The sequence below is a fragment of the Microbacterium sp. LMI12-1-1.1 genome, from assembly GCF_040676455.1.
In the GTDB taxonomy this organism is placed as follows: domain Bacteria; phylum Actinomycetota; class Actinomycetes; order Actinomycetales; family Microbacteriaceae; genus Microbacterium.
The window spans coordinates 693,208-715,124 of record NZ_JBEGIA010000001.1 but is presented as its reverse complement, the minus strand read 5'-3'; the positions used below and the strand labels follow the sequence as shown (position 1 = coordinate 715,124).

Here is a 21,917-nt window from a genome sequence, read left to right as displayed (position 1 = left end):
GGGCGAGCGACCGGGGCCAGATACACGGATGCCGCGACCCGGCCGGGTCGCGGCATCCGCTCTCTCGTCCGTGCTGAGCTGCTCGCTCAACCCCGAGAGGTCGTCGTCATGCGGTGGCGTCCGCGCGCTTGGGCAGCACCCATCCGGCACGAGGGAAGTGGCACGTGTAGCCGTTCGGGATGCGCAGCAAGTAATCCTGGTGCTCCGGCTCGGCCTCCCAGAACGGGCCCGCGGGCTCGATCGTGGTCACGGCCGTGCCCGGCCAGAGCCCCGACGCGTCGACGTCGGCGATGGTGTCGCGCGCGACCTGCTCCTGCTCGGGCGAGAGCGGGAAGATCGCCGAGCGGTAGCTGGAGCCGATGTCGTTGCCCTGGCGGTTCAGGGTCGACGGGTCGTGGATCTGGAAGAAGAACGCCAGGATGTCGCGGTACGTCGTCTTCGTGGGATCGAAGACGATCTCGACGGCCTCCGCGTGCCCAGGGTGCTTGCGGTAGGTGGCGTGCGCGTTCTCGCCGCCCGTGTAGCCGACCCGGGTGCCGAGCACGCCCGGCTGGCGGCGGATCAGATCCTCCATTCCCCAGAAACAGCCGCCGGCGAGTACTGCCGTCTCGGTGCCGGGGGTGCGGGTGATCTCGCCGGTGTCGAAGGGACCGCTGGTCATGATGCGTGCTCCTGGTTCTCGGTGGTGAAGAGGTGTCGGTAGGCGCCGTAGCCCTCGTCCTCGAGCGACGAGGCGGGCACGAAGCGCAGTGCGGCCGAATTCATGCAGTATCTCAGGCCGCCGGCCTGGCGGGGGCCGTCGGGGAAGACGTGACCAAGATGGCTGTCGGCGCCCGACGAGCGCACCTCGGTGCGCGGCAGGAGCAGCTTCCAGTCCTTCTTGGTCGCGACGGCGTCGGGCTCGATCGGCTTGGTGAAGCTCGGCCATCCGGTTCCGCTGTCGTACTTGTCGGTCGACGAGAAGAGCGGCTGGCCCGAGACGACGTCGACGTAGATGCCGGGCTCGTGGTTGTTCCAGTACTCGTTGCGGAAGGCCGGCTCCGTGCCGTCCTCCTGCGTCACCCGGTACTGGGCGTCGGTGAGGCGGCTCAGCGCCTCGGGGGTCCTGCGGTACTCGTTGCTCACGATTCCTCCTGGAAGCGGCGTCGCTGGCTGCGGCGTCATAGAGGAGAACGGATGCCGCATCCCTTTTGGTCCCGCGAACCTGGGAGCCAGCTTCGAGTTCCGGCGGGCAGGCGCGGATGGCGGCGGCGTTTCCCGACACCGATGTGCTGGTGTTCGGCCACAGTCACATCCCGTGGGACACGGTGGCACCCGGCGGCTTGCGGCTGCTGAACCCGGGGTCGCCGACCGACCGTCGCCGCCAGCCCGCCCACACGATGATGACATCACGGTCGACGCGGGCGAGCTGCGCGACATGCGGCTCGTCGAGCTCAGTCCTGCTCCTCCAGCAGCCTGACGCGCGCGACGAGGAGACCCGCGAGGAGGCCCCCGAGCCCCCCGGCCGCCATATCGCCGATCGAGTCCTCGTAGGTGACGAAGATCGCCCCCGAGATGAACTTCCAGCCGATCCACTCGAGCATCTCCCACACCGCGCTGAGTGCCAGCGCGAGGCTCGTCACGAGCAGGATCGGCGTCGCCCGCCGCGTCCCCGGCGCGAGAGGCAGCGGCACGAGCTCGAGTCGCGCGAGCAGGAGGTACGCCATGACGGCCACCATGCCGGTGAAGACGAAGTGCACGACGAGGTCCCAGCCGGGCACCGTCTGGTACAGCAGGAGGACGTTGCTCCAGGCTGCGACGAGCACAGTGACGCAGAAGGCGATGTCGAGGCCCGGTCTCACATTCGCGAACCGGGGGAGGACGAGCCCGATGAGAGCGAGGGCCAGCACGCCGGCGTCGGCGGGCGCCCACCAGACGAACCCGGCGATGACACTGAGCGGCCCCAGCACCCGGATCCCGTCCGCGATCCACTCGCCGGCGCCGCTCGGTGGCCGGAGGAAGCGCCGGATCACGGTCGTGCCCGCTCCGGTCGCACCGTCACGACGGCCTGCACGGGGAGATGGTCGGAAGGCCACACGTCCCCGTGGCGGAAGGCGTTGATCGCGGCCCGCTCCACCCCGACATCCGGCGTCACGACGATCCAGTCGATGCGTGCCCTGTCCGGTCGCGGCGCGCGGTAGTTGGCGAACGTGCCGACGGATGCCGTCACGCGCTCGCCCGCGGCCGTCCAGGCGTCGCGCAGCGAACCGTCGCCGAGCAGCGCCCTGAGGGTGCGCGACCCCTCGCCGGCGTTGAGATCGCCGGTCAGGATCGCCGGACCCGGGTCGACCATCGCCAGAAGCGCCTCGACCGAGCGGATGCGGGAGCGGGACGAGAACGGATCGAGGTGGGTGTTGACGGCGGTGAAGACGAGCCCGGTTCCCAGGTCGCGGAAGCGCGCGGTCACCGCGATGCGGGGGATGAGGTTTCCCCACGAGCGCGATCCCGGCTCGCGGGAGTGCTCCGACAGGGCGGTCTGCTCCCATTCGACGAGGTCGAGTCGCTCGGCGTCGAAGAAGAGCGGGCAGCCCTCTCCGGTGCCGCGCGGGCCGTGACCGCGCCCGATGAAGCGGTAGCGCGCGCCCAGCGCGTCCCGCATCGCATCGGCCTGGTCCGGAAGCACCTCCTGCGCGCCCACGATGGTCGGCTGCTCCATCCGCAGGAGAGCCCTGACGGCGGCCTCCCGGTGACGCCACCGGTCAGCGCGACGCCACGCGAGGCCGCTCATCCGGCGCCGGACGTTGAAGGTCATCACGTGGAGCTCCGGCGGGGTCACGGGGCCGATCAGCGGCCCGGGTCTGCGCGCACCGGCGGGCGTCGTCGGTCGCGTGTGCATTGCTCACGGTACGCAGATCCCGGTGTGCGGGCGCAAGGCCTTGCCCGGTCGTGCCGGAGCGTGCCGTCAGGCGGAGCCCAGCCCCCCGCTCAGCCGGCCGTGGAACGAGGCGGCCGCTGCGCTCATGCCCTCGAGCTCGACTTCGATGCCCCGCTGCTCGTACTTGGTGACGATGGCATCCAGGGCGGCGACAGTGGAGGCATCCCACACGTGCGTCCGCGAGAGGTCGATGACGACGCGCGCCGGGTCGGACGCGTACTCGAACTGGGTCGTCAGGTCGTTGCTCGACGCGAAGAACAGCTCCCCGTCGACCCGGTAGCGGGCCGTCTCGCCGTCGACGGTGCGCGTGACGGTGGTGAAGTGGGCGACCCGGCGGGCGAACAGCACCATCGCGGCCAGCACGCCCAGGATGACGCCGACTGCCAGGTTGTGCGTCCACACGGTCGCGATGACGGTGACCAGCATGACGGCGGTCTCGCTCAGCGGCATCCGCTTCAGCGTCGCCGGCCGGATGCTGTGCCAGTCGAAGGTCATCGCCGAGACGGCAATCATGACGGCCACGAGTGCCGCCATGGGGATGAGTCCGACGATGTCGCCGAGGACGACGACGAGGATCAGCACCCACACGCCCGCCAGGAACGTCGAGATGCGCGTGCGGCCGCCCGAGGTCTTGACGTTGATCATCGTCTGGCCGATCATCGCGCAGCCGCCGGTGCCTCCGAAGAAGGCCGAGGCGAGGTTGGCGACGCCGAGGCCCCAGGCCTCGCGCGTCTTGCGCGAGCGGGTGTCGGTGATGTCGTCGACGAGCTTGGCGGTCATGAGTGACTCGAGAAGGCCGACCAGAGCCGCGGCGAACGCGTACGGGGCGACGATCTGCAGGGTCTCCCAGGTCAGCGGCACGTTCGGGATGAGCAGCTCGGGAAGACTGCGGGGCAGCTCACCCTGGTCGGCGACGTTCGGCACCGCCGAGAGCCCGAACACGACGACCGCGGCGGTCAGCAGCACGATCGCGATGAGAGGCGCGGGGATCGCACGCGTGATCCGCGGCCAGACGAACAGGATGCCCAGGCCCACGGCCACCAGCACGTACACCGCCCAGGGAACGTCGACGAGCTGAGGCACCTGCGACAGGAAGATCAGGATCGCCAGGGCGTTCACGAAACCGACCATGACGCTGCGCGGGATGAACCGCATGAGCCGGGCGACGCCGAGCACGGCGAGCACGACCTGGATCACGCCCGCGAGGGCGATGGTGACGATGAGGTAGTCGGCCCCGTACTCGCGCGAGACCGGTGCGATCACGAGCGCGACCGCACCCGCCGCGGCGGTGATCATCGCGGGGCGAGCACCGGTGAAAGCGATGACCACAGAGAGCACGAACGACGAGAACAGGCCGACGCGAGGATCGACGCCGGCGACGACCGAGAACGCGATCGCCTCGGGGATGAGCGCGAGAGCCACGACCAGTCCCGCGAGCACCTCGCGGGTGAGCAGCCGGGGGCGCCGCAGCGCCTGCAGAACGGTCGGCTCGATGCGATAGCGATCAGCGGATTCGGCGACGGTGGACACGGGTGAAGACTCTAGTCGCGCCGGATCGGATCCTGCGGCCGCTCGCCCCTCGTACCCAACACCGCCGCGGATCTCAAGGGCCTGCCCGAGACGCGAGACGCCCGGCAGACTCGCGGGATGGAGTACGAAGGCTTGTTCCCGTCCTGCGTGCAGCTCGTCCCGAGCGATCTGCCTGCTCCGCTGTGGGAGGCGCGATGAAGATCACCGATACCAGCGACCTCTGGTGGAAGAACGCGATCATCTACTGCCTCGACGTCGAGACGTACCTCGACTCCGACGGCGACGGCATCGGAGACATGCAGGGCCTCGCGCAGCGCATCGACTACCTCGCCCAGCTCGGCGTGACGTGCCTCTGGCTCATGCCGTTCTATCCGACCCCCGATCGCGACGACGGTTACGACATCACCGATTTCTACGGCGTGGACCCGAGGCTGGGCAACCATGGAGAGTTCGTGGAGATGATCCGCACGGCCCACGACCGGGGCATGCGGGTGATCGTGGATCTCGTCGTCAACCACACCTCGGATCGGCATCCGTGGTTCCAGAAGGCGAAGCGCAGCGTCAACTCCCCGTACCGGGACTTCTACATCTGGCGCGATGATGCACCGCCGAAGGGTCAGAAGAATCCGGTCTTCCCCGGCGAGGCCGACGGTGTCTGGTCCAAGGACGAGGCCTCCGGACAGTGGTATCAGCACAGCTTCTACGAGCATCAGCCCGACCTGAACATCGCCAATCCCGCCGTGCGCGACGAGCTCGCCCGCGTCATCGGGTACTGGCTGCAGATGGGCGTGTCGGGGTTCCGTGTGGACGCGGTGCCCTTCCTCCTCGAGATGCCCCCAGGCGCCGAGATCCCGGATCCGCACGAGCTGCTGCGCGACTTCCGGCGCTTCCTGCAGCGCCGCTCGAGCGAGGCCATCCTGCTCGGGGAGGTGAACCTCCCGTACGACCAGCAGGTCGCCTACTTCGGCGGCGGCGACGTGAGCGAGCTGTCGATGCAGTTCGATTTCGTCGGGATGCAGGCGTTCTACCTGTCGCTGGCACGGCGGGATCCTGCGCCGCTCGTCGCGGCGCTGACCTCTCGACCGGTCCTCCCCGAGGACGTGCAGTGGGCGAACTTCCTGCGCAATCACGACGAGCTGACCCTCGACAAGCTGACCGACGCCGAGCGGGAGGAGGTGTTCGACGCGTTCGCGCCCGACGAGCGGCAGCGCGTGTTCGGCCGGGGCATCACGCGCCGGCTCCCTCCGATGCTCGGGGATCCGCGGCGCATCCGCATGGCCTACAGCCTCCTGTTCACGCTCCCCGGCACGCCGGTGCTGTTCTACGGCGAGGAGATCGGGATGGGGGAGAACATCGACATCCCCGGGCGCAGCGCCGTGCGCACGCCGATGCAGTGGACGTCCGAGAAGAACGGCGGGTTCTCGCAGGCGGCGCCGTCCCGCCTGATCGCGCAGCCGCCCGGCGACGGCTACGCGCCGCAGCACGTCAACGCGGCGGACCAGATCGAGGACCGCGAGTCGCTGCTGCACTTCTTCCGCGATCTCATCTCGCGGTACCGCATCTCTCCGGAGCTCGGGTGGGGCACGCTGGAGGTGCTGGAGCAGCCCGTCGACACTCTCCTGGTGCATTCGCTCCGCGCGGACGTCGGCCGCATGGTCGCGATCCACAACTTCGCCGACGTGCCGGCCACGACGAGCTTCTCGCTGAAGGACGAGCCCGACGGCACCCGCCTCGTCGATCTGCTGGGAGCGGAGCGCATCCCTCTCGATGAGCGGGGAGGCGTGGAGCTCGAGGTTCCCGCCTACGGCTACCGCTGGCTGCGGGTCTCGCGTCCGGGCGACGGTCGCGTGTCGTAGCCGCGATCGCGCGCTCTACGCCGCGGTGGCGCGCTCACGACGTGCTCGGCCCCACGCCCAGCGCGCGATCAGGCCGACCGCCGCGACGACGACGGCCGCGACGATCGGGCGAAGCGCGATCTCGGGCATGAACAGCGCCATGCCGAACACCGAGACGCCGTAGTCGATCATCTCGAGGGGATAGCGCGCGAGCACGCGGCTGCCTGCGGCGTTCGAGATGCCGGTCATCGCCGCCGGGGCGATCCAGAGCAGGGTGAGACCGACGACAGCGGCGACGACACGGCCGACGGTGTTCACCCCGGTCCACGCGATGGCGACGCCGACGAGGACCGGTGCCACCCACTGGATCAGCCCGACGATCACGTACAGCCCGTCGGAGCCCGTCGCGAGGAGCGGCTGGAAGAAGCCGCCCACCCATGGTCCCGCGGCGATGGCGCCGGCGGTGAGCCCGATCAGCGCCCCGGCGCGCGGCGCCCGTGCGATGAGCAGCAGCGCCGCGACACCGATGAGGAACGACAGGACGCACACCGCGGTGAGCGCACCGAGGTAGAGCAGCGACTCGCGGCGCTGCTGAAGTCCGGCGCCGACGACCAGTGCCGACTGGGCGATCGCCACGACCTGCATCGCGAGCACGCCGAGGGTGAGCAGGCCGAACCCGCCGCGCGTCAGCCGGGATCGTGTGGCCCGAGCCGCGATCCCCGCGGCAGCGCTTCCCACCACGATCAGGCCGAAGAGCTGGGTGAGCGCGTACTGGCTGAACGGGAGCAACGCGAGCGGCATGGACTCCGGCGCTGTCTGCGCGTCCCAGAGGTTCTGGAGAGGCAGCCTCATCTCCGTGACGAGCCACGGCAGCAGGCCGGCGGCCGCTGCGGCGATGCCGATGAGGATCGAGGCCCACCACGCGAGCGGCCGGCGATCGACGCCGGCCCCTCGGGGAAGATCGGATGCCGGCGCGGTCGCGGTCATGGGGTGGTCGACTCCGTTCTTCCGCCGACGCGCTCGGATGGCCCGGGGTGCGCCTGCACGATGCGCGCCAGCCTAGCTGGACGCTCGGCCTCGCCGAGCGAACGCCGAGGGTCGGGCTGCGACTGCGAGTGCTCCTGCAGCCGACGCGACGCGCCCACCCGACGGAGTGTGCGACGCGTCCAGCGCACCGGGGGGAAGTCGCGGGGGAAGTGCACGAGCACCGTGCGCAGGCCGCGGACGGCGCGGTGCCCGAACGCCTGGCCGGGGGCGAACGGCCGCATCGACATCCCCATCCGCGCGGCCGGGAGATGGCGGATGCGGCCGCGCTCGCCGAGGTGGAAGGAGAGGTCCATGTCGTCGTGCAGAGCGGCATCGAGATGCACACGCGGGCGGATGCCGAGCCACGCCTGGCGACGCATCCCCATGTTGGAGCCGAACAGCGGGAGGTGACCGAGCGTGGGGACCATCACGGCGGCGTAGGCGCCAAGGTAGAGCGTCGCGAGCGGTGCGCGCAAGGCGCGCGGGCCGTCGATGAACCGGGCGCCGCCGGTGAACGCCGAGACGTCGGGCCGGGCGGCGAACGCGTCCGCCATGGCACGAGTCCACGACGCGTCGGGGACGCAGTCGGCGTCGAGCCGCAGGATGATCTCGCCCGCCGCGGCATCGTAGCCGGCGGCGCTCGCTGCGGGGATGCCGGGGGTCTCGCACCGGACCAGGCGGGCGCCGAACGCGCGCGCGACCTCGGCGGAGGCATCCGTCGATCCGTTGTCGACGACGATGACCTCGTCGGCGGGCCGTGTCTGCTGCGTCAGGGCGCGCAGGCATCGTGCGAGCTCGGTGTCGTCGTCCTTCACGGGGATGACCACCGAGATCAGCGGCGTCTCCGGCATCCTCCGATTCCACCCGTTCCCCGCAGAAGGGGAGAAGGGCCTTGACTCCGGTGTGTGAATCGGGCTTCGATGCGCGCGCTCTCGACGGCACGCCCACCGGGTCCGCGGGTTAACAGGTCGGTGCCCGCTGTGTCAATAGGCAGGCCCTGATCGATGCTCGTGCCTAGGCTTGCAGAGCAATACAGAGCAGTGCCGTGCGAAGCGGTCGAGTATCGGCGTTCGGGTCGCCGTGCAGACTCCCGTGAACGTGCTGATGGTCCCGGTGGGAGGGCTACCCACCGGGGCCATCGCTGCATCGAGGCGGCGCGCGTGCCAGTGTTCCGCCATCCCATCCCGATTACCCTGGCGACATGCACCGGATCTTCACCACGAGCTTCGCCTCGGTCTATCCGCTCTACGTGACGAAGGTGGAGCGGAAGGGCCGCACGAACGAGGAGCTCGACGAGATCATCGAGTGGCTGACCGGCTTCGACGACGCGCAGCTGAAGCAGCACATCAATGAGCACACGACGTTCGAGGACTTCTTCGCCGACGCAGACCTCAATCCCCACGCCTCGCTCATCACCGGCGTCATCTGCGGGATGCGCGTCGAGCAGATCGAGGATCCGCTGATGCAGAAGATCCGCTACCTCGACAAGCTCGTCGACGAGCTGGCGCGCGGAAAGGCCATGGAGAAGATCCTGCGCAACGCCTGATCGCGCCAGATGCCCCTCCGCGCCCTGCTACGTTCGGAGCGGGTCGACCGAGGAGAGCAGCATGGAGCGCAGCAGCTGGGTGCTGGTGGACGGCGAGAACATCGACGCCACCCTCGGCGGATCGATCCTCGGCAGACGGCCCCTGCCCGAGGAGCGACCGCGGTGGGACCGCCTGCTCGCGTTCGTCTCCGACCGCTGGGAGCGGCCCGCGAAGGGGCTCTTCTTCCTGAACGCGAGCACCCACCTGCCGATGCCGTTCGTGCAGGCGCTCCTCGCTCTCGGCTACCAGCCGGTTCCGCTCTCAGGCCCGGCCGACGAGAAGATCGTCGACATCGCGATCCAGCGGACGCTGCGCGCGCTCGCCGACCGTGACGACGACGTCGCCCTCGTCAGCCACGACCGCGACTTCGCCGAGGACCTCGCGCGGCTCGCCACCGACGGACGCCGGGTGGGCGTCATCGCGTTCCACGAGTTCCGCAGCACGGAGTTCACCGGCATCCCCGGCGTCGAGTTCTTCGACATCGAGTACGACGCCGAGGCCTTCGACGCTCCGCTGCCTCGCGTGCGGGTCATCCCGATCGAGCAGTTCGACCCGTCCGACTTCCTGCGGTGAGTCAGTACCAGCCGGTCGACTGCGAGTGGCTCCAGGCGCCGCACGGGTTGCCGTAGCGACCCGAGATGTAACCCAGACCCCACGAGATCTGCGTGGCGGGGTTGGTCTGCCAGTCGGCGCCGGCGCTGCCCATCTTGCTGCCCGGGAGCGCCTGAGGGATGCCGTACGCGCCGCTGCTGCGGTTGTACGCCTGGTAGTTCCAGCCCGATTCCTTCTGCCACAGGGACACGAGGCATCCGAACTGGTCGTCGCCCCAGCCGTAGCCGCCGATCATCGCGCGGGCCGTGGCCTGCGCGTCGGCGGGACTGGTGCCGCCCACGGCACCGCCGGTGGCGTACACGGGGCGAGGTGCCGACGGCGTCGAGGACGCCTTCTTGGCGGCGGCCGCTTCCGCAGCGGCCTGAGCGGCGGCTGCCGCTTCGGCCTCCTTGCGCGCCTTCTCCTCGGCCTCCTGCTGCGCCTTGAGGGCGACGGCGGCGTCGAGCCGTCCGCGCAGTCCCTGCGCCTGCTCGCTGACCGACGCGGCCAGGGTCGTCACGGCATCCGTGAAGTCGGTCGCATACATCGCGGGCAGCGCCTGGGCGCGCTGCAGCTGCTCGACAGCGGTCTCCAGCCCCGAGGTGTCGACCGTCGTGACGGGGGTGCCGACGTCGAGACCCGACGCGGCGATGTCGGAGGCGACCGTGGTCGCCGCAGTCACCGCGGCATTCGCTGCGGCGACGGCCTCGTCGGCGGCGGATGCCGACGGCACCTCCTCGGCGGTGACGGAGGGTGACGTCGTGTACGACGCGAGTGCGAAACCGGTGAGCGCTCCGGATGCCTCGGCCTGCGACGCGGGGGTCGCCGTGGTGAATCCCGCGGTGGCCAGGACGCCGATCGCGAGCGTCGCGGACAGCAGCACGGGGCGGCGGCGAAGGCGGCGTTCGGCGCGGCGCAGGGTGCGGCGGGCGGGCAGGAGAGACGTGTGGTTGCGCATGAAAGACCGGTTCCGTATCAGCGAAAAGCGCCATCGGGCGGCGCGTCGTACCCGTTCGGGCGGGCACAAGTCCCCGAGTCTCCCCGTCGTTTCTGGACGGTTCCGGTGCGTTACCTGAACGTTACATGTGAGGGGAATGCGCGAAAAGGCCAGATCACGAGGCTGCATCCGGTGCCGTCGGCCGCCCGGACGAGCGCCGCGAACTACGATCGGAGAACCCCTGCCCCGCTGACGAGGAGGCTCGCCCGTGCCCTCAACCACCGCCCCCGCCGCCACCGCGGCTCTGGCTCACGCCGACGATCTCGCCGCCTTCGTGGCAGCGTCGCCGTCGAGCTTCCACGCCGCCGCGGAGGTCGCGAGCCGCCTGGAGAGTGCGGGGTTCACGCGCCTGGATGAGGCGGCCGGCTGGCCGGCTCCGGCGGGAGGAAAGTTCGTCGTCGTGCGCGACGGTGCGGCGATCGCATGGGTCGTACCGCCGTCCGCGACCGCCGCCACGGGTGTGCGCATCTTCGGCGCCCACAGCGACTCCCCGGGATTCAAGCTCAAGCCGAAGCCGACGACCGGAAAGCTCGGCTGGCTGCAGGCCGGAGTCGAGATCTACGGGGGACCCCTGCTGAACTCGTGGCTCGATCGAGAGCTCCGCCTGGCCGGCCGCCTCGTGCTCGACGACGGCACGAGCGTGCTGGCGTCGACCGGCGCGCTCTTGCGGCTGCCGCAGCTCGCGATCCACCTCGACCGCGAGGCCAACGACCACCTCGCACTCGACAAGCAGTCGCAGACCCAGCCGGTGTGGGGGCTCGGTGCTGCGGACTCGGCCGATATCCTCGGCGAGCTCGCGCGTGAGGCCGGCGTCGACGCCGCGCGCATCCGCGGGTACGACATCGTGACGGCCGACTCCGCCGCGGGCGCCACGTTCGGACTGGACGACGTCTTCTTCGCCTCCGGGCGGCTCGACGACCTCGCGTCGGTGCATGCGGGGCTCGTCGCGCTGGAGCGCGCGGCCGAAGGCCACGACGCCGAGCACATCGCGATGCTCGCGGTGTTCGACCACGAAGAGGTCGGATCCGGCACGCGTTCGGGTGCCGCCGGCCCCTTCCTCTCCGACGTGCTCGAGCGCCTGTGGCTGTCTCTCGGCGCCGACCGCGAGCAGCAGCTGCGTGCTCTGGCGTCATCGTGGTGCGTCTCGAGCGACGTCGGACATTCGGTCCACCCGAACTACGCCGAGAAGCACGACCCGGTCGTGCAGCCCGTGCTCGGGTCGGGTCCGATCCTCAAGATCAACGCCAACCAGCGGTATGCCACGGATGCCGCGGGCGCGGCGGCGTGGAACGGATGGTGCGCGGCAGCAGGCGTCACCAGCCAGGAGTTCGTCTCGAACAACGCCGTGCCGTGCGGCTCGACGATCGGCCCGATCACCGCGACACGCCTGGGCATCCGGACCGTGGATGTCGGCATCCCGATCCTCTCGATGCACTCCGCACGCGAGCTCGCCGGCGTCAGTGACCTGTGGGACCTCGCCCGCGTCGCCGAGACGTACTTCCGCGGCTGAGTCCTCGGCGCGCTCTTCGCCGCTCTGACACTTCGACGGCTCGAACGCAACCCCCTCCGCGGATCCCGCGCGGCGCGGAGAGGGTGTGTGAGAGACCCAGGAGGAGCGCATGAAGGCGATGACGTACCGCGGACCGTACAAGCTGCGCGTCGAGAGCAAGCCCGAGCCGAGGATCGAGCACCCCAATGATGCGATCGTGCGCGTCGAGCTGGCTGCGATCTGCGGATCGGATCTGCATCTGTACCACGGCATGATGCCCGACACCCGCATCGGTCACACGTTCGGCCATGAGTTCATCGGCACGGTCGTGGATGTCGGCGGATCGGTCGAGCGGCTGCGTGTCGGCGACCGCGTGATGGTGCCCTTCAACATCTACTGCGGCTCCTGTTACTTCTGCGCGCGGGGCCTGTTCTCGAACTGCCACAACGTCAATCCCAACGCGACGGCGATCGGCGGCATCTACGGCTACTCGCACTCGACCGGCGGGTACGACGGCGGGCAGGCCGAGATGGTGCGCGTGCCGTTCGCGGATGTCGGACCCTCGGTGATCCCCGACGACATCGCCGACGAGGACGCGCTGCTGCTCACCGACGCGTTCTCGACCGGCTACTTCGGAGCCCAGCTGGCCGACATCGACGAGGGCGACACCGCCGTCGTGTTCGGCGCCGGCCCGGTCGGACTCGCTGCCGCGCGGTCATGCTGGCTCATGGGTGCAGGACGCGTGATCGTGGTCGATCATCTGGACTACCGCCTGCAGAAGGCACGCGACTTCGCGTACGCCGAGACGGTGGCGTTCACCCAGGTCGGTGACATCGTGCGTGAGCTGAAGCGGATGACGGACGGGCTGGGAGCGGACGTCGCGATCGACGCCGTCGGGGCGGAGGCCGACGGTCATGTGATCCAGCACGTGACCTCGGCGAAGCTCAAGATGCAGGGCGGTTCGCCGGTGGCGCTGAACTGGGCGATCGACTCCGTCCGCAAGGGCGGCACCGTGTCGGTCATGGGCGCCTACGGACCGATGTTCAGCGCCGTGCGGTTCGGCGATGCGATGAACAAGGGCCTGACGCTGCGGATGAACCAGGCGCCCGTCAAGCGCCAGTGGCCCCGGCTCTTCGAGCACATCCGGGCCGGCTACCTCCGGCCGAGCGATCTCGTCACGCACCGCATCCCGCTCGACCACATCGCCGAGGGGTACCACCTCTTCTCGACGAAGCTCGACGACATCATCAAGCCGGTCATCGTCCCGGCCGCCTGACGCTCGAATCGGAGGACGACATGCCGTACACCGCGAACAAGCCCGGTTCCGCCCCCACAGCCGACCAGCTGCGCGCCCGTATTCCCGGCTGGGGAGCCGACGCCGACCCTGCTGATCGCCCCGCAGTGCCGCGTGAGCAGCCCGGCATCCAGACGGGTGCGCACTGGGAGATACCCGAGGACCAGGGCGGACGCGGCGGGCGCGAGAAGTCCATCGAGCATGCGCGGCTGACGCCGGTGTTCGGCACGGCGCAGCCGTTGCGCGGGCTGGCAGGGCGCGTCCGGCGCTACGCGTACGAGACGTACAGCGAGGGCCAGACCGCCCACTGGCTGCTCCTGATGCTCGGCGACCGCATCGACTCGACGACCGCCCACATGAAGTCGCTCTTCACGCGACGGCCCGACGACCCGATCGCGCAGAGCGGCATCCTCGGCGAGCGAGGGCACCGGCCGATCTCGTCGCGCTTCGGCCGGGGCCGTACCGACCTGAAGCACGCGTGGCTCGATCCCGTCCTCGTGCTGGGACCCTGGGTGATCGCCGGCACGCTGGTCGTCATGCTCGGCCGCGCGATCGTGCGCCCGGCCGCGAGGCGGCGCGGCGTCCGGGGATGACGGTGACCGCGGCCGGGTCTACCGGTCGAGGGCCAGGTACTGGTGGGTGAAGGCGATGGCCATGCCGCCCTCGCCGACGCCCGCGACGACCCGCTTCACCGAGCCGGAGCGCACGTCGCCCACTGCGAAGACGCCCGGAGCGGTCGTCTCGAGGGCGAACGGGCGCCGCGTCTCGGCCCATGATCCCGACTCGAGGGCATCCGCCCCCGTCAGCACGAAGCCGCGCCCGTCGAGCGCGACCTGCGGTGGCAGCCAGGCGGTCTCGGCATCGGCTCCGATCATGACGAAGAGCACGTCGACGTCGCGGCGCCGCACGTCGCCGGTGCGCCGATCGGCGACGTCGGCGGCCCGCAGGCTGTCGGCCCCGTGCAGCGCGACGACTTCGCTGCGCGTCTCGACCCGGATCGCCGGGATGGCCGAGATCTGGTCGATGAGATACCTCGACATGCCGGCCTCGAGCGCCTCGCCTCGCACGAGCAGCGTGACCGAGCGCGCGTGGCGGCTGAAGAACAGCGCGGCCTGGCCGGCGGAGTTGCCGGCGCCGATGATGCAGACGTCCGCGCCCTGCGCGACGGCGGAGTCGCTGCGGGCGGCGCCGTAGTAGACGCCGCTGCCGAGGAATCTGCCGACGCCGTCGAGGGGGAGCGTGCGCCACACGACACCGGTGGCGAGGATCACCACCTCGGCGCTGACGACATCGCCGCTTTCGAGCGTCAGGTCGTGCGTCGCCGGGTCCAGTGCCTCGACGGTGCGCGTGACCACCAGCTCCGCGCCCAGGCGCTTGGCCTGCTTGAACGCCCGGCTCGCGAGATCATCGCCCGAGATGCCGAACGGAAATCCGGTGTAGTTCTCGATCCGGGTCGACGTGCCTGCCTGACCGCCGGGCGCGAATGTCTCGACGACGAGCGTACGGAGCCCTTCCGCCGCGGCGTTCACGGCCGCCGTGAGACCGGCAGGCCCAGCACCGAGGATGACGACGTCGTAGTGGCGGGCTGACGGCGCCACATCGAGCCCCACGGCTTCGGCGACCTCGCGCATCGTCGGGTTCGCGAGCCGTCGTCCGTCGGCGAGCTCCAGGACGGTGTCGTCGACCGCGTCAGGGGCGGCATCCGCTGTCACATTCTCGAAATCGACCTGGTTGCGGGTGAGGAAGCCGCTCACGCGATGTGCTCGTGCGCTGCGCTTGGTGTGGATCAGTCGCACGCCGGGCTCGCGCTGCTCGGCGGCCATCGTCTGCAGGGAGTCGAGGTAGCGGCGTGCGAGGGTGGCCACCCGGTCGGGCACCGACGGGGCGAGCGCGGCGAGCGTGTAGTACACGGTGGGCTCGAGCTTCAGCACGCGCGTCGATCCGGCGGCGCGGCCGCTGGCAGGGAACGGCGTGCTGAGCGTCATCGGCACCTCGCCGAAGAACTGGCCCGGCCTACGTGTGCCGATGACGCGCTCGTCGCCGTTCACGATCTTGGTGATCTCGGCGAGGCCATCGACCACGATGAAGAGCGACCGCTCGTCGCCCTCGTGCGCGAAGTACTCGCCGGGTGCGAGCCGGATGTCCTCGACGGCGCCGACGAGGTAGGCGAGGCCTTCGTCGGGCACCCCTTCGAAGACGCGCATCGCGCGCAGACCGTCGACGGTGATCATGCGGCTCCCCAGCAGCCAGGCAGGAGCGCGCTGCGCACCCGGCGGCGCGATGCGCCACGCAGCGAAGCTACCGGGATGGCCGAGCGCCGGTCAACCGGGGTGACTCGTGCCCACCCGGCCGCCCGCGACGTCGGCGGATCGGCGTAGCCTGAACGGATGCCGCAGCCCACGACTCCGCAGGACGGCGAGGTGCGGGTCGCCACGACGCTCGGCGCACGCGCGCAGCTCGCTGCGCTGGCAGCCGATGCCGACGTCGCGCCGCTGATCGACCTGCCGGCGCAGGCGGACCCGCGGCCGGCGGCGGTGCTGATGCTGTTCGGTGTGCTGGACTCCCTGCCGAGCGATCACGACGCTCAGGCGCGTGCCGTGTCGCGCGATCTCGACGTCCTTCTCCTCGCTCGCGCCACGACGCTGCGCGCACATCCCGGTCAGGTCGCCTTCCCCGGCGGACGCCTCGACCCGGGCGACGACGGCCCGGTCGCGGCCGCGCTCCGCGAAGCCCGTGAAGAGACCGGGCTCGACACCGCGGGCGTCGAGGTGCTCGGAGAGCTCACCGACATCTCCCTCGCGTTCTCGCAGCACCTCGTGACGCCGGTGCTGGGCTGGTGGCGGCATCCGTCCTCCGTCCGTGTCGTCGACGAAGCCGAATCGGCAGCGGTGTTCCGGGCGCCCGTCGCCGACCTGCTGAACCCCGCCAACCGCGGCGTGACGGTGATCCGCCGCGACGGACACGAGTGGCGCGGTCCTGGATTCCTCGTGCGGCATGCGACGGGGGAGCACCTCGTGTGGGGCTTCACCGGGATGGTGCTCGACGGGCTGTTCGATCGCCTGGGGTGGAGCGAGCCGTGGGACGACGCCCGCGAACTGCCGCTCGTGCTGCCCGACTGACGGTGGGACTCAGCGGTAGCGGTAGTGCTGCGCGCTGGTATTGACCCACCCGACGAAGCGGCGTGCCTCGGGGTCGTGGGCGGCGGGATAGGGCGCGACCCACACCTGGGCGCCCGCGACCACCAGGTGCGGCGTCATCCGGTTGATCGCCCGGTTGATGGTGCGCGGGGTGATGGGCCCGGTCGGGCCGAACATGCGTCGCTCGACGGCCGCTCGCGTGAAGGCCGGTCGCCGCAGCAGCGCGTCCCCGGAGTCGAGGGATGCCTCGACTTCGGCGACCGGCTGGCTCAGGTCTCCGAAGTGGATCCACCGGCCGTCGATGACGATGCCCGCGAAGTCCTGCTCCTGGCCGCTGTAGCGCACGTCGGCGGTCCACCGGCGTCCGTCCCACCACCGGGTGCGTCCGCGCTGGTCGTCGTACCAGCCGGGCAGAGCGGGGCCGGCCGCGGTGGGTCCGGCATCCGTCCGCAGTTCGATGTCGGGCGCGCGCAGGTCGATGTACTCCTCGGTCCAGTGGGTGCCGTCCCACCAGCGCTGCTTGCCCGAGCCGTCGTCGTACCACCCGGGTGCGGGTTGCGTGGCCATGCACCGAGGGTAGTTCGTGACACCGGAAGTCGGCGAGCGACCCGTCCGGTTCCTGGCGACGGCAGACTGGACGAATGCCTTCCGTCGACGACATCCTCCCCGCTGACCGACGCCATCTCCTCGAACTTCCGGTGTACGCGCACCTCGGCACGATCCGCCCCGACGACACCGTCCAGGTGAACCCGATGTGGTTCGAGTTCGACGGCGAGCACGTGCGGTTCACCCACACGAACTACCGGCAGAAGTACCGCAACCTGCAGCACAACCCGTCGATGTCGCTGTCGATCATCGACCCTGATCACCCGTTCCACTACCTGGAGGTCGCCGGCCGGCTCGTCGAGGTCGTCCCCGACCCCGAAGGCGGCTTCTACGTGCGGCTGCAGAACCGCTACGGCAACCCGAGCACCACGCCGCCCCGCGACAAGGCCGACCGCGTGATCCTCATCATGTCGATCGAGCGCGCGACGAAGCAGTAGCCGCCGGGGCTGGCACCCGGCGATCGCGCGGCGCATGCTGGAGCGATGAGCGACCCGCCCCGCAAACACGGCCCGCCACGACTCGCGGTACGGGTGACCGAGCCGGTCGGCCGCGCACTGGCGGGCAGACGATGGTTCCCGCTGTGGGCCGTGGTGCACCACCGCGGACGCCGCAGCGGCACCCCGTATGCGACCCCCGTCGCCGTGGTGCCGACGGCCGACCGCGACGCGATCCTCATCGGCCTTCCGTGGGGCGCCGACACGAACTGGGCGCTCAACATCGTCGCGGCGGGCGGCGCGACGCTGCGGTGGCGAGGCGGCGACGTAGGCGCCACCAATCCGCGCATCGTGGACGCCGACGAGGCGGCCGGCTTGGCGAAGGCCCCCTTCCGTCCCGTCGTCAGACGGATGCCGGCGGCCATCGTCCTGCGCCGGGTGCGACCCGTGTGACTCTGCCAGGCGTGCGCCGCGCGCCCCCCTGGGCCCGGCTCAGGCGAGCGCGCGCAGCCTCTCGAGCAGTGGCCCGGCGGCCTCGGCGAGGAATCTTTCCTGCTCTTCGTCGCCGATCTGCACGAGAGCGACGTCGGTGAAGCCGGCGTCGAGGTAGGGGCGCACGCTCTCCGCGAGCTCGTCGAGATCCGGTCCGCACGGAATCGACGCTGCGATGTCGTCGGGCCGCACGAAGCTGCTCGCGGCTTCGAAGCCGGCGGGCGTCGGCAGCTCCGCGTTGACCGGCCAGCCGCCGCCGAACCACCGGAACTGCTCGTGGGCGCGCTGGACGGCGGTGTCCCTGTCGGGATCCCACGAGATCGGGATCTGCCCGATCTTGCGGGATCCGCCGTCGGTGCCGGGTCCGGCATCCGTGCGGCGCGCATCATCCCAGAGCTGCACCAGTTCGGACTTCGGCTCGACGGCGATCATGTGGTCGGCCATGGGAGCGAAGGATGCGATCGACTCCTCGCCCGACACGGCGACGCCGATCTCGACCCGGGTGTCGGGCACATCCCAGATGCGCGCGGAGTCCACGCGGAAGTGCTCGCCCTGGTACGTCAGCAGCTCGCCCGAGTGCAGCTCGCGGATGATCTCGATGGCCTCGATCAGCCGGTCCTGGCGGACGTCGACGTTGGGCCATCCCTGACCGACGACGTGCTCGTTGAGGTTCTCGCCGGATCCCAGCCCGAGGACGAACCGGCCTTCGCTGAGGATCTGCAGCGTCGCCGCTTTCTGGGCGACGACGGCCGGGTGATAGCGCATCGTCGGGCAGGTCACATACGTCATGAGCTCGACGTGCGAGGTCGCATGGGCGACGGCGCCCAGCACCGTCCACGCGTACGGCGAGTGCCCCTGGCTCACGAGCCACGGCGAGTAGTGGTCGCTCGAGACCTCGAAGTCGAAGCCGGCGTCCTCCGCCGCCTGTGCGTAGCGGACCAGCTCACGAGGACCGCTCTGCTCGCCCATCAGCGTGTATCCGAATCGTGTCATGCGCGCGACGATACGCACGCCCGCGAGCGAGCGCCGGGGGATTGCGACCCCCGGTCACGAGTGCTATCCGCACGTCACGCGGGCCCGAGGCGGAGCACGGCTGGAGAGCGGGCGCACCGCGCGACCGACCCCCGGATACGATGGAGCGCATGGGAACGATCTGCAGCGCGCCGATGACGGCGTGCGTCTTCTTCATTCGCGACCGCCGCGCCTGACGGCGCGCTCGCTGGTTCTCGCGTAACGCGCGCCGTCGTCCGGGATGTCCTCGCACCCCGGCCGCGCGTCCTCTCCCCGGCCGTCCACGGCCTCCTCGATCGACGCCTGCGCCGGGGTGCTCCCCTCTTCTTCAACTTGGAGCACCTCCCATGCGAAACCGTTCCGTACACGGTGGCCGGCACGAACTCGGCCAGAACTTCCTCACCCACCGCCCGACGATCCACAGCATCGTCGAACTCGTCGCCGACACCCGCGGGCCGATCCTCGAGATCGGCGCGGGTGACGGTGCGCTCACCGTTCCCCTCGCCGGCCTCGGGCGCGATCTCGAAGCGATCGACATCGACGAGCAGCGCGTGCAACGGCTGCGCCGGCGGCTGCCGCACGCCCGCATCGCCCACGCCGACGCCCTCCGGCATCCGCTCGACCGCCCCGTGCTGGTCGGCAACGTGCCGTACCACCTCACGACGCCGATCCTGCGCCGCCTGCTCACCCGCGACCGGTGGCGGCACGCCGTTCTCCTGACACAGTGGGAGGTCGCCCGCAAGCGCGCGGGAGTCGGCGGGGGCACCATGATGAGTGCCCAGGCGGCACCGTGGTTCGAGTTCGCGCTGCACGGCCGCGTGCCCGCGCGGCACTTCCGCCCCATGCCGAGCGTCGACGGCGGCATCCTCGGCATCACCCGGCGGGGTTCGCCGCTCGTCGATCCGCGTGAGCGAGCGGCGTACGACCGCTTCGTGCGCGAGGTCTTCACAGGGAGCGGCGGCGACCTCGCCGCGATCGTGCAGCGTGCCTCGGGGCTCGGCCGGCCCCGCGTGCGGCGGGCGCTCGCCGACCTGGGTGTCGGCGCCGGCGCCCTGCCGCGCGACCTCCGTCCGGCGCAATGGGCCGGGCTGTGGGAGGCGGTGCGGTCATGAGGCGGTGGCGACGCGGGTGCAGGCGGAACGGGGATGCCGCTGCCCCGTGAGGTCTGTCGGACCGTCGGTGCGTGCCGCTAGCGTGGGCGGCGTCACGCGCCGTCGATCGCTGGAGGTCCCGCATGTCACCCGTCGTCGCCACCATGTCGATCTCGCTCGATGGGATCGGCGCCGGTGTGAACCAGACCGAGGAGCAACCGTTCGGCGAGGTTCCCGAGAACGCGCTGCACCGGTGGATGTTCGAGACGCCCGACGAGAACCGTGCCGAGATGGATGCGATCGTCGCAGCCGGCGCATTCATCATGGGGCGCAACATGTTCGGTCCCGTCCGCGGCGAGTGGGACCGCGACTGGCGCGGGTGGTGGGGGTCGAACCCGCCGTACCACCGCCCCGTCTTCGTGCTGACCCATTACCCGCACGCGTCGATCGAGATGGTGGGCGGCACGACGTTCCACTTCGTCACCGACGGCATCCATGCGGCGCTCGATCGGGCTCGCGATGCGGCGGGCGACCTGCCCATCCACGTCGCAGGCGGCCCGTCGACGACCAACGCCTATCTCGCCGCAGGACTCATCGACGAGCTGGCGCTGCAGATCTCGCCGAGCATCGTCGGCGGCGGGCTCCGGCTGTTCGACGGGGTCGGGCCTCAGCGCCTCGAGCAGATCGCGGGGCGGCAGGCGTCGCTCGTCACGCACGTGCGGTATCGCGTGCTTCCCGCGGACTCCGCGTGACCCCGCATCGGCTCACGCGGGACCAGGCTCGCCGCATCGTGGTTCGGGCGCAGCTGCTCGACGCCGATCGTCCCGGCGACGTCGTCGAGGTCGCCGAGCAGCTCGGCTACATCAAGATCGACCCCACCGCGACCATCGCGCCCTGCGAACACACGGTGCTGTGGTCGCGCATCGGCTGGTCGTACGAGCCGGGTCAGCTGCGCAAGACGGTCGAGGACGACCGCCTGCTGTTCGAGTTCGACGGCGCGTTCCGGCCGATGAGCCTGCTGCCGCTGATGCTGCCGGGCATGCGCCGCTGGCCGCAGCGCGAGAGCAGCCAGCAGTGGCTGGCGGCGAACGCGGGATTCCGGGCCGACGTGCTGGCGCGACTGCGCGCGGAAGGTCCGCTGCTCGCGAGCGACATCCCCGACACGGCGCAGGTAAGCCGCGCACCCGACGGCTGGTCGGGCGCGAACCAGGTGCCCCACATGCTCGACTTCCTGCTGCGTCAGGGCGAGGTGGCGGTCACCGGGCGCGAGGGGCGCCATCGCCGCTGGGATCTCGCCGAGCGCGTCTACCCGCAGGATCTGCCGGAGTACGACGACGAGGAGGCCGCCGCGCTGCTCGCCGCACGGCGCCTGCAATCCGCGGGCATCGCGAAGCCGCACTGGTACTGGACCGGTGTCACGAAAGACAGCGGGGAGCCCGCGGCGATCGAAGGCAGCTCCGTGAAGTACCGCGTCGATCCCGAGGCGCTCGCCGCGCTCGAGGACGAGGACTGCGGCGGCCGCGTCGCGTTCCTCAACCCGTACGACAGCATGCTGTTCGACCGCAGACGTCTCGAGGAGCTGTTCGAGTTCACCTACGTGCTCGAGCAGTTCAAGCCGAAGGCCCAGCGCCGGTACGGCTTCTTCGCGCATCCGATCCTCATGGGTGACCGCTTCGTCGGAATGCTCGACGCCGAAGTCGACCGTCAACGCGACATGCTGAAGGTCACGGCGGTCCACGAGTTCCTCCCGTTCGAGCCGGAGGAGTCCGACATCGTGCGCGCCGAGATCGCCGACCTCGCCGAATGGCTCGGCGTATCGGTGACCGGACTGCCCTGAGCGGGCGGATGCCGACGCGCGCGGGGGTCAGAGCATCGCACCCGCGC

General features: G+C 70.6%; 23 protein-coding genes and 1 pseudogene. 13 read left to right on the top strand and 11 right to left on the bottom strand.

What is annotated here, in order from left to right; translation table 11 throughout:
- Positions 1-106: 106 nt before the first annotated feature.
- Positions 107-661 (bottom strand): peptide-methionine (S)-S-oxide reductase MsrA, encoded by a 555-nt coding sequence (msrA, locus tag MRBLMI12_RS03490; RefSeq protein ID WP_363353924.1) that lies wholly within the window; start codon positions 659-661, stop codon positions 107-109.
- Positions 658-1,125 carry a peptide-methionine (R)-S-oxide reductase MsrB gene (msrB, locus tag MRBLMI12_RS03485; RefSeq protein WP_363353922.1) on the bottom strand — a complete coding sequence of 156 codons (468 nt, stop codon included), beginning with the start codon at positions 1,123-1,125 and terminating at the stop codon, positions 658-660. Before msrB ends, msrA begins: the two co-directional genes overlap by 4 nt.
- Before the next feature lie 107 nt (positions 1,126-1,232).
- On the opposite strand from msrB, the pseudogene MRBLMI12_RS03480 reads away from it, so the two are divergent.
- Positions 1,233-1,459: pseudogene (locus MRBLMI12_RS03480) on the top strand (metallophosphoesterase family protein); the annotation flags it as partial.
- Here the strand turns inward: MRBLMI12_RS03480 and MRBLMI12_RS03475 are convergent.
- The 3 genes from MRBLMI12_RS03475 to MRBLMI12_RS03465 all read right to left on the bottom strand — a co-directional run bounded on the left by MRBLMI12_RS03475 (position 1,434) and on the right by MRBLMI12_RS03465 (position 4,444).
- Positions 1,434-2,012 carry a hypothetical protein gene (locus tag MRBLMI12_RS03475; RefSeq protein ID WP_363353920.1) on the bottom strand — a complete coding sequence of 193 codons (579 nt, stop codon included), beginning with the start codon at positions 2,010-2,012 and terminating at the stop codon, positions 1,434-1,436. The pseudogene MRBLMI12_RS03480 and the gene MRBLMI12_RS03475 sit on opposite strands and share 26 nt — an antisense overlap.
- Positions 2,009-2,875, bottom strand: coding sequence for an endonuclease/exonuclease/phosphatase family protein (locus MRBLMI12_RS03470; RefSeq protein WP_363353919.1), 867 nt, complete (start codon positions 2,873-2,875; stop codon positions 2,009-2,011). The genes MRBLMI12_RS03475 and MRBLMI12_RS03470 overlap by 4 nt, the downstream gene beginning before the upstream one ends.
- Positions 2,876-2,941: 66 nt before the next feature.
- Entirely contained in the window at positions 2,942-4,444 is a 1,503-nt protein-coding gene (locus MRBLMI12_RS03465; RefSeq protein ID WP_363353917.1) for a SulP family inorganic anion transporter, read from the bottom strand.
- A gap of 194 nt (positions 4,445-4,638) precedes the next feature.
- On the opposite strand from MRBLMI12_RS03465, the gene MRBLMI12_RS03460 reads away from it, so the two are divergent.
- Complete coding sequence (locus MRBLMI12_RS03460) at positions 4,639-6,300, top strand: alpha-amylase family protein (RefSeq protein ID WP_363353915.1); 1,662 nt, start codon at positions 4,639-4,641, stop codon at positions 6,298-6,300.
- Between the two features lie 15 nt (positions 6,301-6,315).
- On the opposite strand, the gene MRBLMI12_RS03455 is transcribed toward MRBLMI12_RS03460, so the two are convergent.
- Both MRBLMI12_RS03455 and MRBLMI12_RS03450 read right to left on the bottom strand, forming a co-directional pair.
- Positions 6,316-7,266: a hypothetical protein gene (locus MRBLMI12_RS03455; protein WP_363353913.1), complete on the bottom strand. Its 951-nt coding sequence runs from the start codon at positions 7,264-7,266 to the stop codon at positions 6,316-6,318.
- Positions 7,263-8,156 (bottom strand): glycosyltransferase family A protein, encoded by an 894-nt coding sequence (locus tag MRBLMI12_RS03450; RefSeq protein WP_363353911.1) that lies wholly within the window; start codon positions 8,154-8,156, stop codon positions 7,263-7,265. The genes MRBLMI12_RS03455 and MRBLMI12_RS03450 overlap by 4 nt, the downstream gene beginning before the upstream one ends.
- A 350-nt stretch (positions 8,157-8,506) precedes the next feature.
- On the opposite strand from MRBLMI12_RS03450, the gene MRBLMI12_RS03445 reads away from it, so the two are divergent.
- A complete protein-coding gene (locus MRBLMI12_RS03445) occupies positions 8,507-8,851 on the top strand; it encodes a DUF2200 domain-containing protein (protein ID WP_363353909.1) in 345 nt (114 codons plus the stop codon).
- 61 nt (positions 8,852-8,912) lie between these two features.
- Positions 8,913-9,464 carry an NYN domain-containing protein gene (locus MRBLMI12_RS03440; protein ID WP_349428352.1) on the top strand — a complete coding sequence of 184 codons (552 nt, stop codon included), beginning with the start codon at positions 8,913-8,915 and terminating at the stop codon, positions 9,462-9,464.
- Position 9,465: 1 nt separating this feature from the next.
- Here the strand turns inward: MRBLMI12_RS03440 and MRBLMI12_RS03435 are convergent, their stop codons facing one another.
- Positions 9,466-10,440: a lytic transglycosylase domain-containing protein gene (locus MRBLMI12_RS03435; protein ID WP_349428351.1), complete on the bottom strand. Its 975-nt coding sequence runs from the start codon at positions 10,438-10,440 to the stop codon at positions 9,466-9,468.
- A 247-nt stretch (positions 10,441-10,687) separates the two neighbouring features.
- Between MRBLMI12_RS03435 and MRBLMI12_RS03430 the strand changes: the two genes are divergently transcribed.
- The 3 genes from MRBLMI12_RS03430 (at position 10,688) to MRBLMI12_RS03420 (ending at position 13,855) form a co-directional block, all read left to right on the top strand.
- Positions 10,688-11,989 (top strand): M18 family aminopeptidase, encoded by a 1,302-nt coding sequence (locus MRBLMI12_RS03430; protein ID WP_363353907.1) that lies wholly within the window; start codon positions 10,688-10,690, stop codon positions 11,987-11,989.
- A gap of 109 nt (positions 11,990-12,098) precedes the next feature.
- Positions 12,099-13,244 (top strand): zinc-dependent alcohol dehydrogenase, encoded by a 1,146-nt coding sequence (locus MRBLMI12_RS03425; RefSeq protein WP_363353905.1) that lies wholly within the window; start codon positions 12,099-12,101, stop codon positions 13,242-13,244.
- A gap of 20 nt (positions 13,245-13,264) precedes the next feature.
- Positions 13,265-13,855: a hypothetical protein gene (locus tag MRBLMI12_RS03420; protein ID WP_363353903.1), complete on the top strand. Its 591-nt coding sequence runs from the start codon at positions 13,265-13,267 to the stop codon at positions 13,853-13,855.
- Positions 13,856-13,873: 18 nt separating this feature from the next.
- Here MRBLMI12_RS03420 and MRBLMI12_RS03415 read toward each other — a convergent pair whose 3' ends face one another.
- Entirely contained in the window at positions 13,874-15,493 is a 1,620-nt protein-coding gene (locus MRBLMI12_RS03415; protein ID WP_363353901.1) for an FAD-dependent oxidoreductase, read from the bottom strand.
- Positions 15,494-15,649: 156 nt separating this feature from the next.
- Between MRBLMI12_RS03415 and MRBLMI12_RS03410 the strand changes: the two genes are divergently transcribed.
- Complete coding sequence (locus MRBLMI12_RS03410; protein ID WP_363353899.1) at positions 15,650-16,381, top strand: NUDIX hydrolase; 732 nt, start codon at positions 15,650-15,652, stop codon at positions 16,379-16,381.
- A 9-nt stretch (positions 16,382-16,390) separates the two neighbouring features.
- Here MRBLMI12_RS03410 and MRBLMI12_RS03405 read toward each other — a convergent pair whose 3' ends face one another.
- The gene (locus MRBLMI12_RS03405; protein ID WP_363353897.1) at positions 16,391-16,966 is read right to left on the bottom strand and encodes a DUF2510 domain-containing protein; all 576 of its coding nucleotides are present in this window, start codon (positions 16,964-16,966) and stop codon (positions 16,391-16,393) included.
- A 74-nt stretch (positions 16,967-17,040) separates the two neighbouring features.
- Between MRBLMI12_RS03405 and MRBLMI12_RS03400 the strand changes: the two genes are divergently transcribed.
- Positions 17,041-17,442: a PPOX class F420-dependent oxidoreductase gene (locus MRBLMI12_RS03400; protein WP_363353895.1), complete on the top strand. Its 402-nt coding sequence runs from the start codon at positions 17,041-17,043 to the stop codon at positions 17,440-17,442.
- Between the two features lie 45 nt (positions 17,443-17,487).
- The gene (locus MRBLMI12_RS03395; RefSeq protein WP_363353893.1) at positions 17,488-17,892 is read left to right on the top strand and encodes a nitroreductase family deazaflavin-dependent oxidoreductase; all 405 of its coding nucleotides are present in this window, start codon (positions 17,488-17,490) and stop codon (positions 17,890-17,892) included.
- Between the two features lie 39 nt (positions 17,893-17,931).
- On the opposite strand, the gene MRBLMI12_RS03390 is transcribed toward MRBLMI12_RS03395, so the two are convergent.
- A complete protein-coding gene (locus tag MRBLMI12_RS03390; RefSeq protein WP_363353891.1) occupies positions 17,932-18,924 on the bottom strand; it encodes an LLM class F420-dependent oxidoreductase in 993 nt (330 codons plus the stop codon).
- Positions 18,925-19,289: 365 nt separating this feature from the next.
- On the opposite strand from MRBLMI12_RS03390, the gene erm reads away from it, so the two are divergent.
- The 3 genes from erm (at position 19,290) to MRBLMI12_RS03375 (ending at position 21,870) form a co-directional block, all read left to right on the top strand.
- The gene (gene erm / locus MRBLMI12_RS03385) at positions 19,290-20,054 is read left to right on the top strand and encodes a 23S ribosomal RNA methyltransferase Erm (protein ID WP_363353889.1); all 765 of its coding nucleotides are present in this window, start codon (positions 19,290-19,292) and stop codon (positions 20,052-20,054) included.
- A gap of 122 nt (positions 20,055-20,176) precedes the next feature.
- Positions 20,177-20,785, top strand: a complete 609-nt coding sequence (locus MRBLMI12_RS03380; RefSeq protein WP_363353887.1) for a dihydrofolate reductase family protein — start codon at positions 20,177-20,179, stop codon at positions 20,783-20,785.
- Positions 20,782-21,870: a DNA glycosylase AlkZ-like family protein gene (locus MRBLMI12_RS03375; protein ID WP_363353885.1), complete on the top strand. Its 1,089-nt coding sequence runs from the start codon at positions 20,782-20,784 to the stop codon at positions 21,868-21,870. The genes MRBLMI12_RS03380 and MRBLMI12_RS03375 overlap by 4 nt, the downstream gene beginning before the upstream one ends.
- Positions 21,871-21,917: the final 47 nt, after the last annotated feature.

What these genes read in the sequence shown, in the direction of transcription:
- MRBLMI12_RS03470 (WP_363353919.1), bottom strand. Translation starts at nt 2,875, where the DNA reads ATGCACACGCGACCGACGACGCCCGCCGGTGCGCGCAGACCCGGGCCG.
- MRBLMI12_RS03380 (WP_363353887.1), top strand. Translation starts at nt 20,177, where the DNA reads ATGTCACCCGTCGTCGCCACCATGTCGATCTCGCTCGATGGGATCGGC.
- MRBLMI12_RS03415 (WP_363353901.1), bottom strand. Translation starts at nt 15,493, where the DNA reads ATGATCACCGTCGACGGTCTGCGCGCGATGCGCGTCTTCGAAGGGGTG.
- MRBLMI12_RS03410 (WP_363353899.1), top strand. Translation starts at nt 15,650, where the DNA reads ATGCCGCAGCCCACGACTCCGCAGGACGGCGAGGTGCGGGTCGCCACG.
- MRBLMI12_RS03450 (WP_363353911.1), bottom strand. Translation starts at nt 8,156, where the DNA reads ATGCCGGAGACGCCGCTGATCTCGGTGGTCATCCCCGTGAAGGACGAC.
- MRBLMI12_RS03445 (WP_363353909.1), top strand. Translation starts at nt 8,507, where the DNA reads ATGCACCGGATCTTCACCACGAGCTTCGCCTCGGTCTATCCGCTCTAC.
- MRBLMI12_RS03395 (WP_363353893.1), top strand. Translation starts at nt 17,488, where the DNA reads ATGAGCGACCCGCCCCGCAAACACGGCCCGCCACGACTCGCGGTACGG.
- msrA (WP_363353924.1), bottom strand. Translation starts at nt 661, where the DNA reads ATGACCAGCGGTCCCTTCGACACCGGCGAGATCACCCGCACCCCCGGC.
- MRBLMI12_RS03425 (WP_363353905.1), top strand. Translation starts at nt 12,099, where the DNA reads ATGAAGGCGATGACGTACCGCGGACCGTACAAGCTGCGCGTCGAGAGC.
- erm (WP_363353889.1), top strand. Translation starts at nt 19,290, where the DNA reads ATGCGAAACCGTTCCGTACACGGTGGCCGGCACGAACTCGGCCAGAAC.
- MRBLMI12_RS03390 (WP_363353891.1), bottom strand. Translation starts at nt 18,924, where the DNA reads ATGACACGATTCGGATACACGCTGATGGGCGAGCAGAGCGGTCCTCGT.
- MRBLMI12_RS03460 (WP_363353915.1), top strand. Translation starts at nt 4,639, where the DNA reads ATGAAGATCACCGATACCAGCGACCTCTGGTGGAAGAACGCGATCATC.
- MRBLMI12_RS03420 (WP_363353903.1), top strand. Translation starts at nt 13,265, where the DNA reads ATGCCGTACACCGCGAACAAGCCCGGTTCCGCCCCCACAGCCGACCAG.
- MRBLMI12_RS03400 (WP_363353895.1), top strand. Translation starts at nt 17,041, where the DNA reads ATGCCTTCCGTCGACGACATCCTCCCCGCTGACCGACGCCATCTCCTC.
- MRBLMI12_RS03455 (WP_363353913.1), bottom strand. Translation starts at nt 7,266, where the DNA reads ATGACCGCGACCGCGCCGGCATCCGATCTTCCCCGAGGGGCCGGCGTC.
- MRBLMI12_RS03405 (WP_363353897.1), bottom strand. Translation starts at nt 16,966, where the DNA reads ATGGCCACGCAACCCGCACCCGGGTGGTACGACGACGGCTCGGGCAAG.
- MRBLMI12_RS03440 (WP_349428352.1), top strand. Translation starts at nt 8,913, where the DNA reads ATGGAGCGCAGCAGCTGGGTGCTGGTGGACGGCGAGAACATCGACGCC.
- MRBLMI12_RS03435 (WP_349428351.1), bottom strand. Translation starts at nt 10,440, where the DNA reads ATGCGCAACCACACGTCTCTCCTGCCCGCCCGCCGCACCCTGCGCCGC.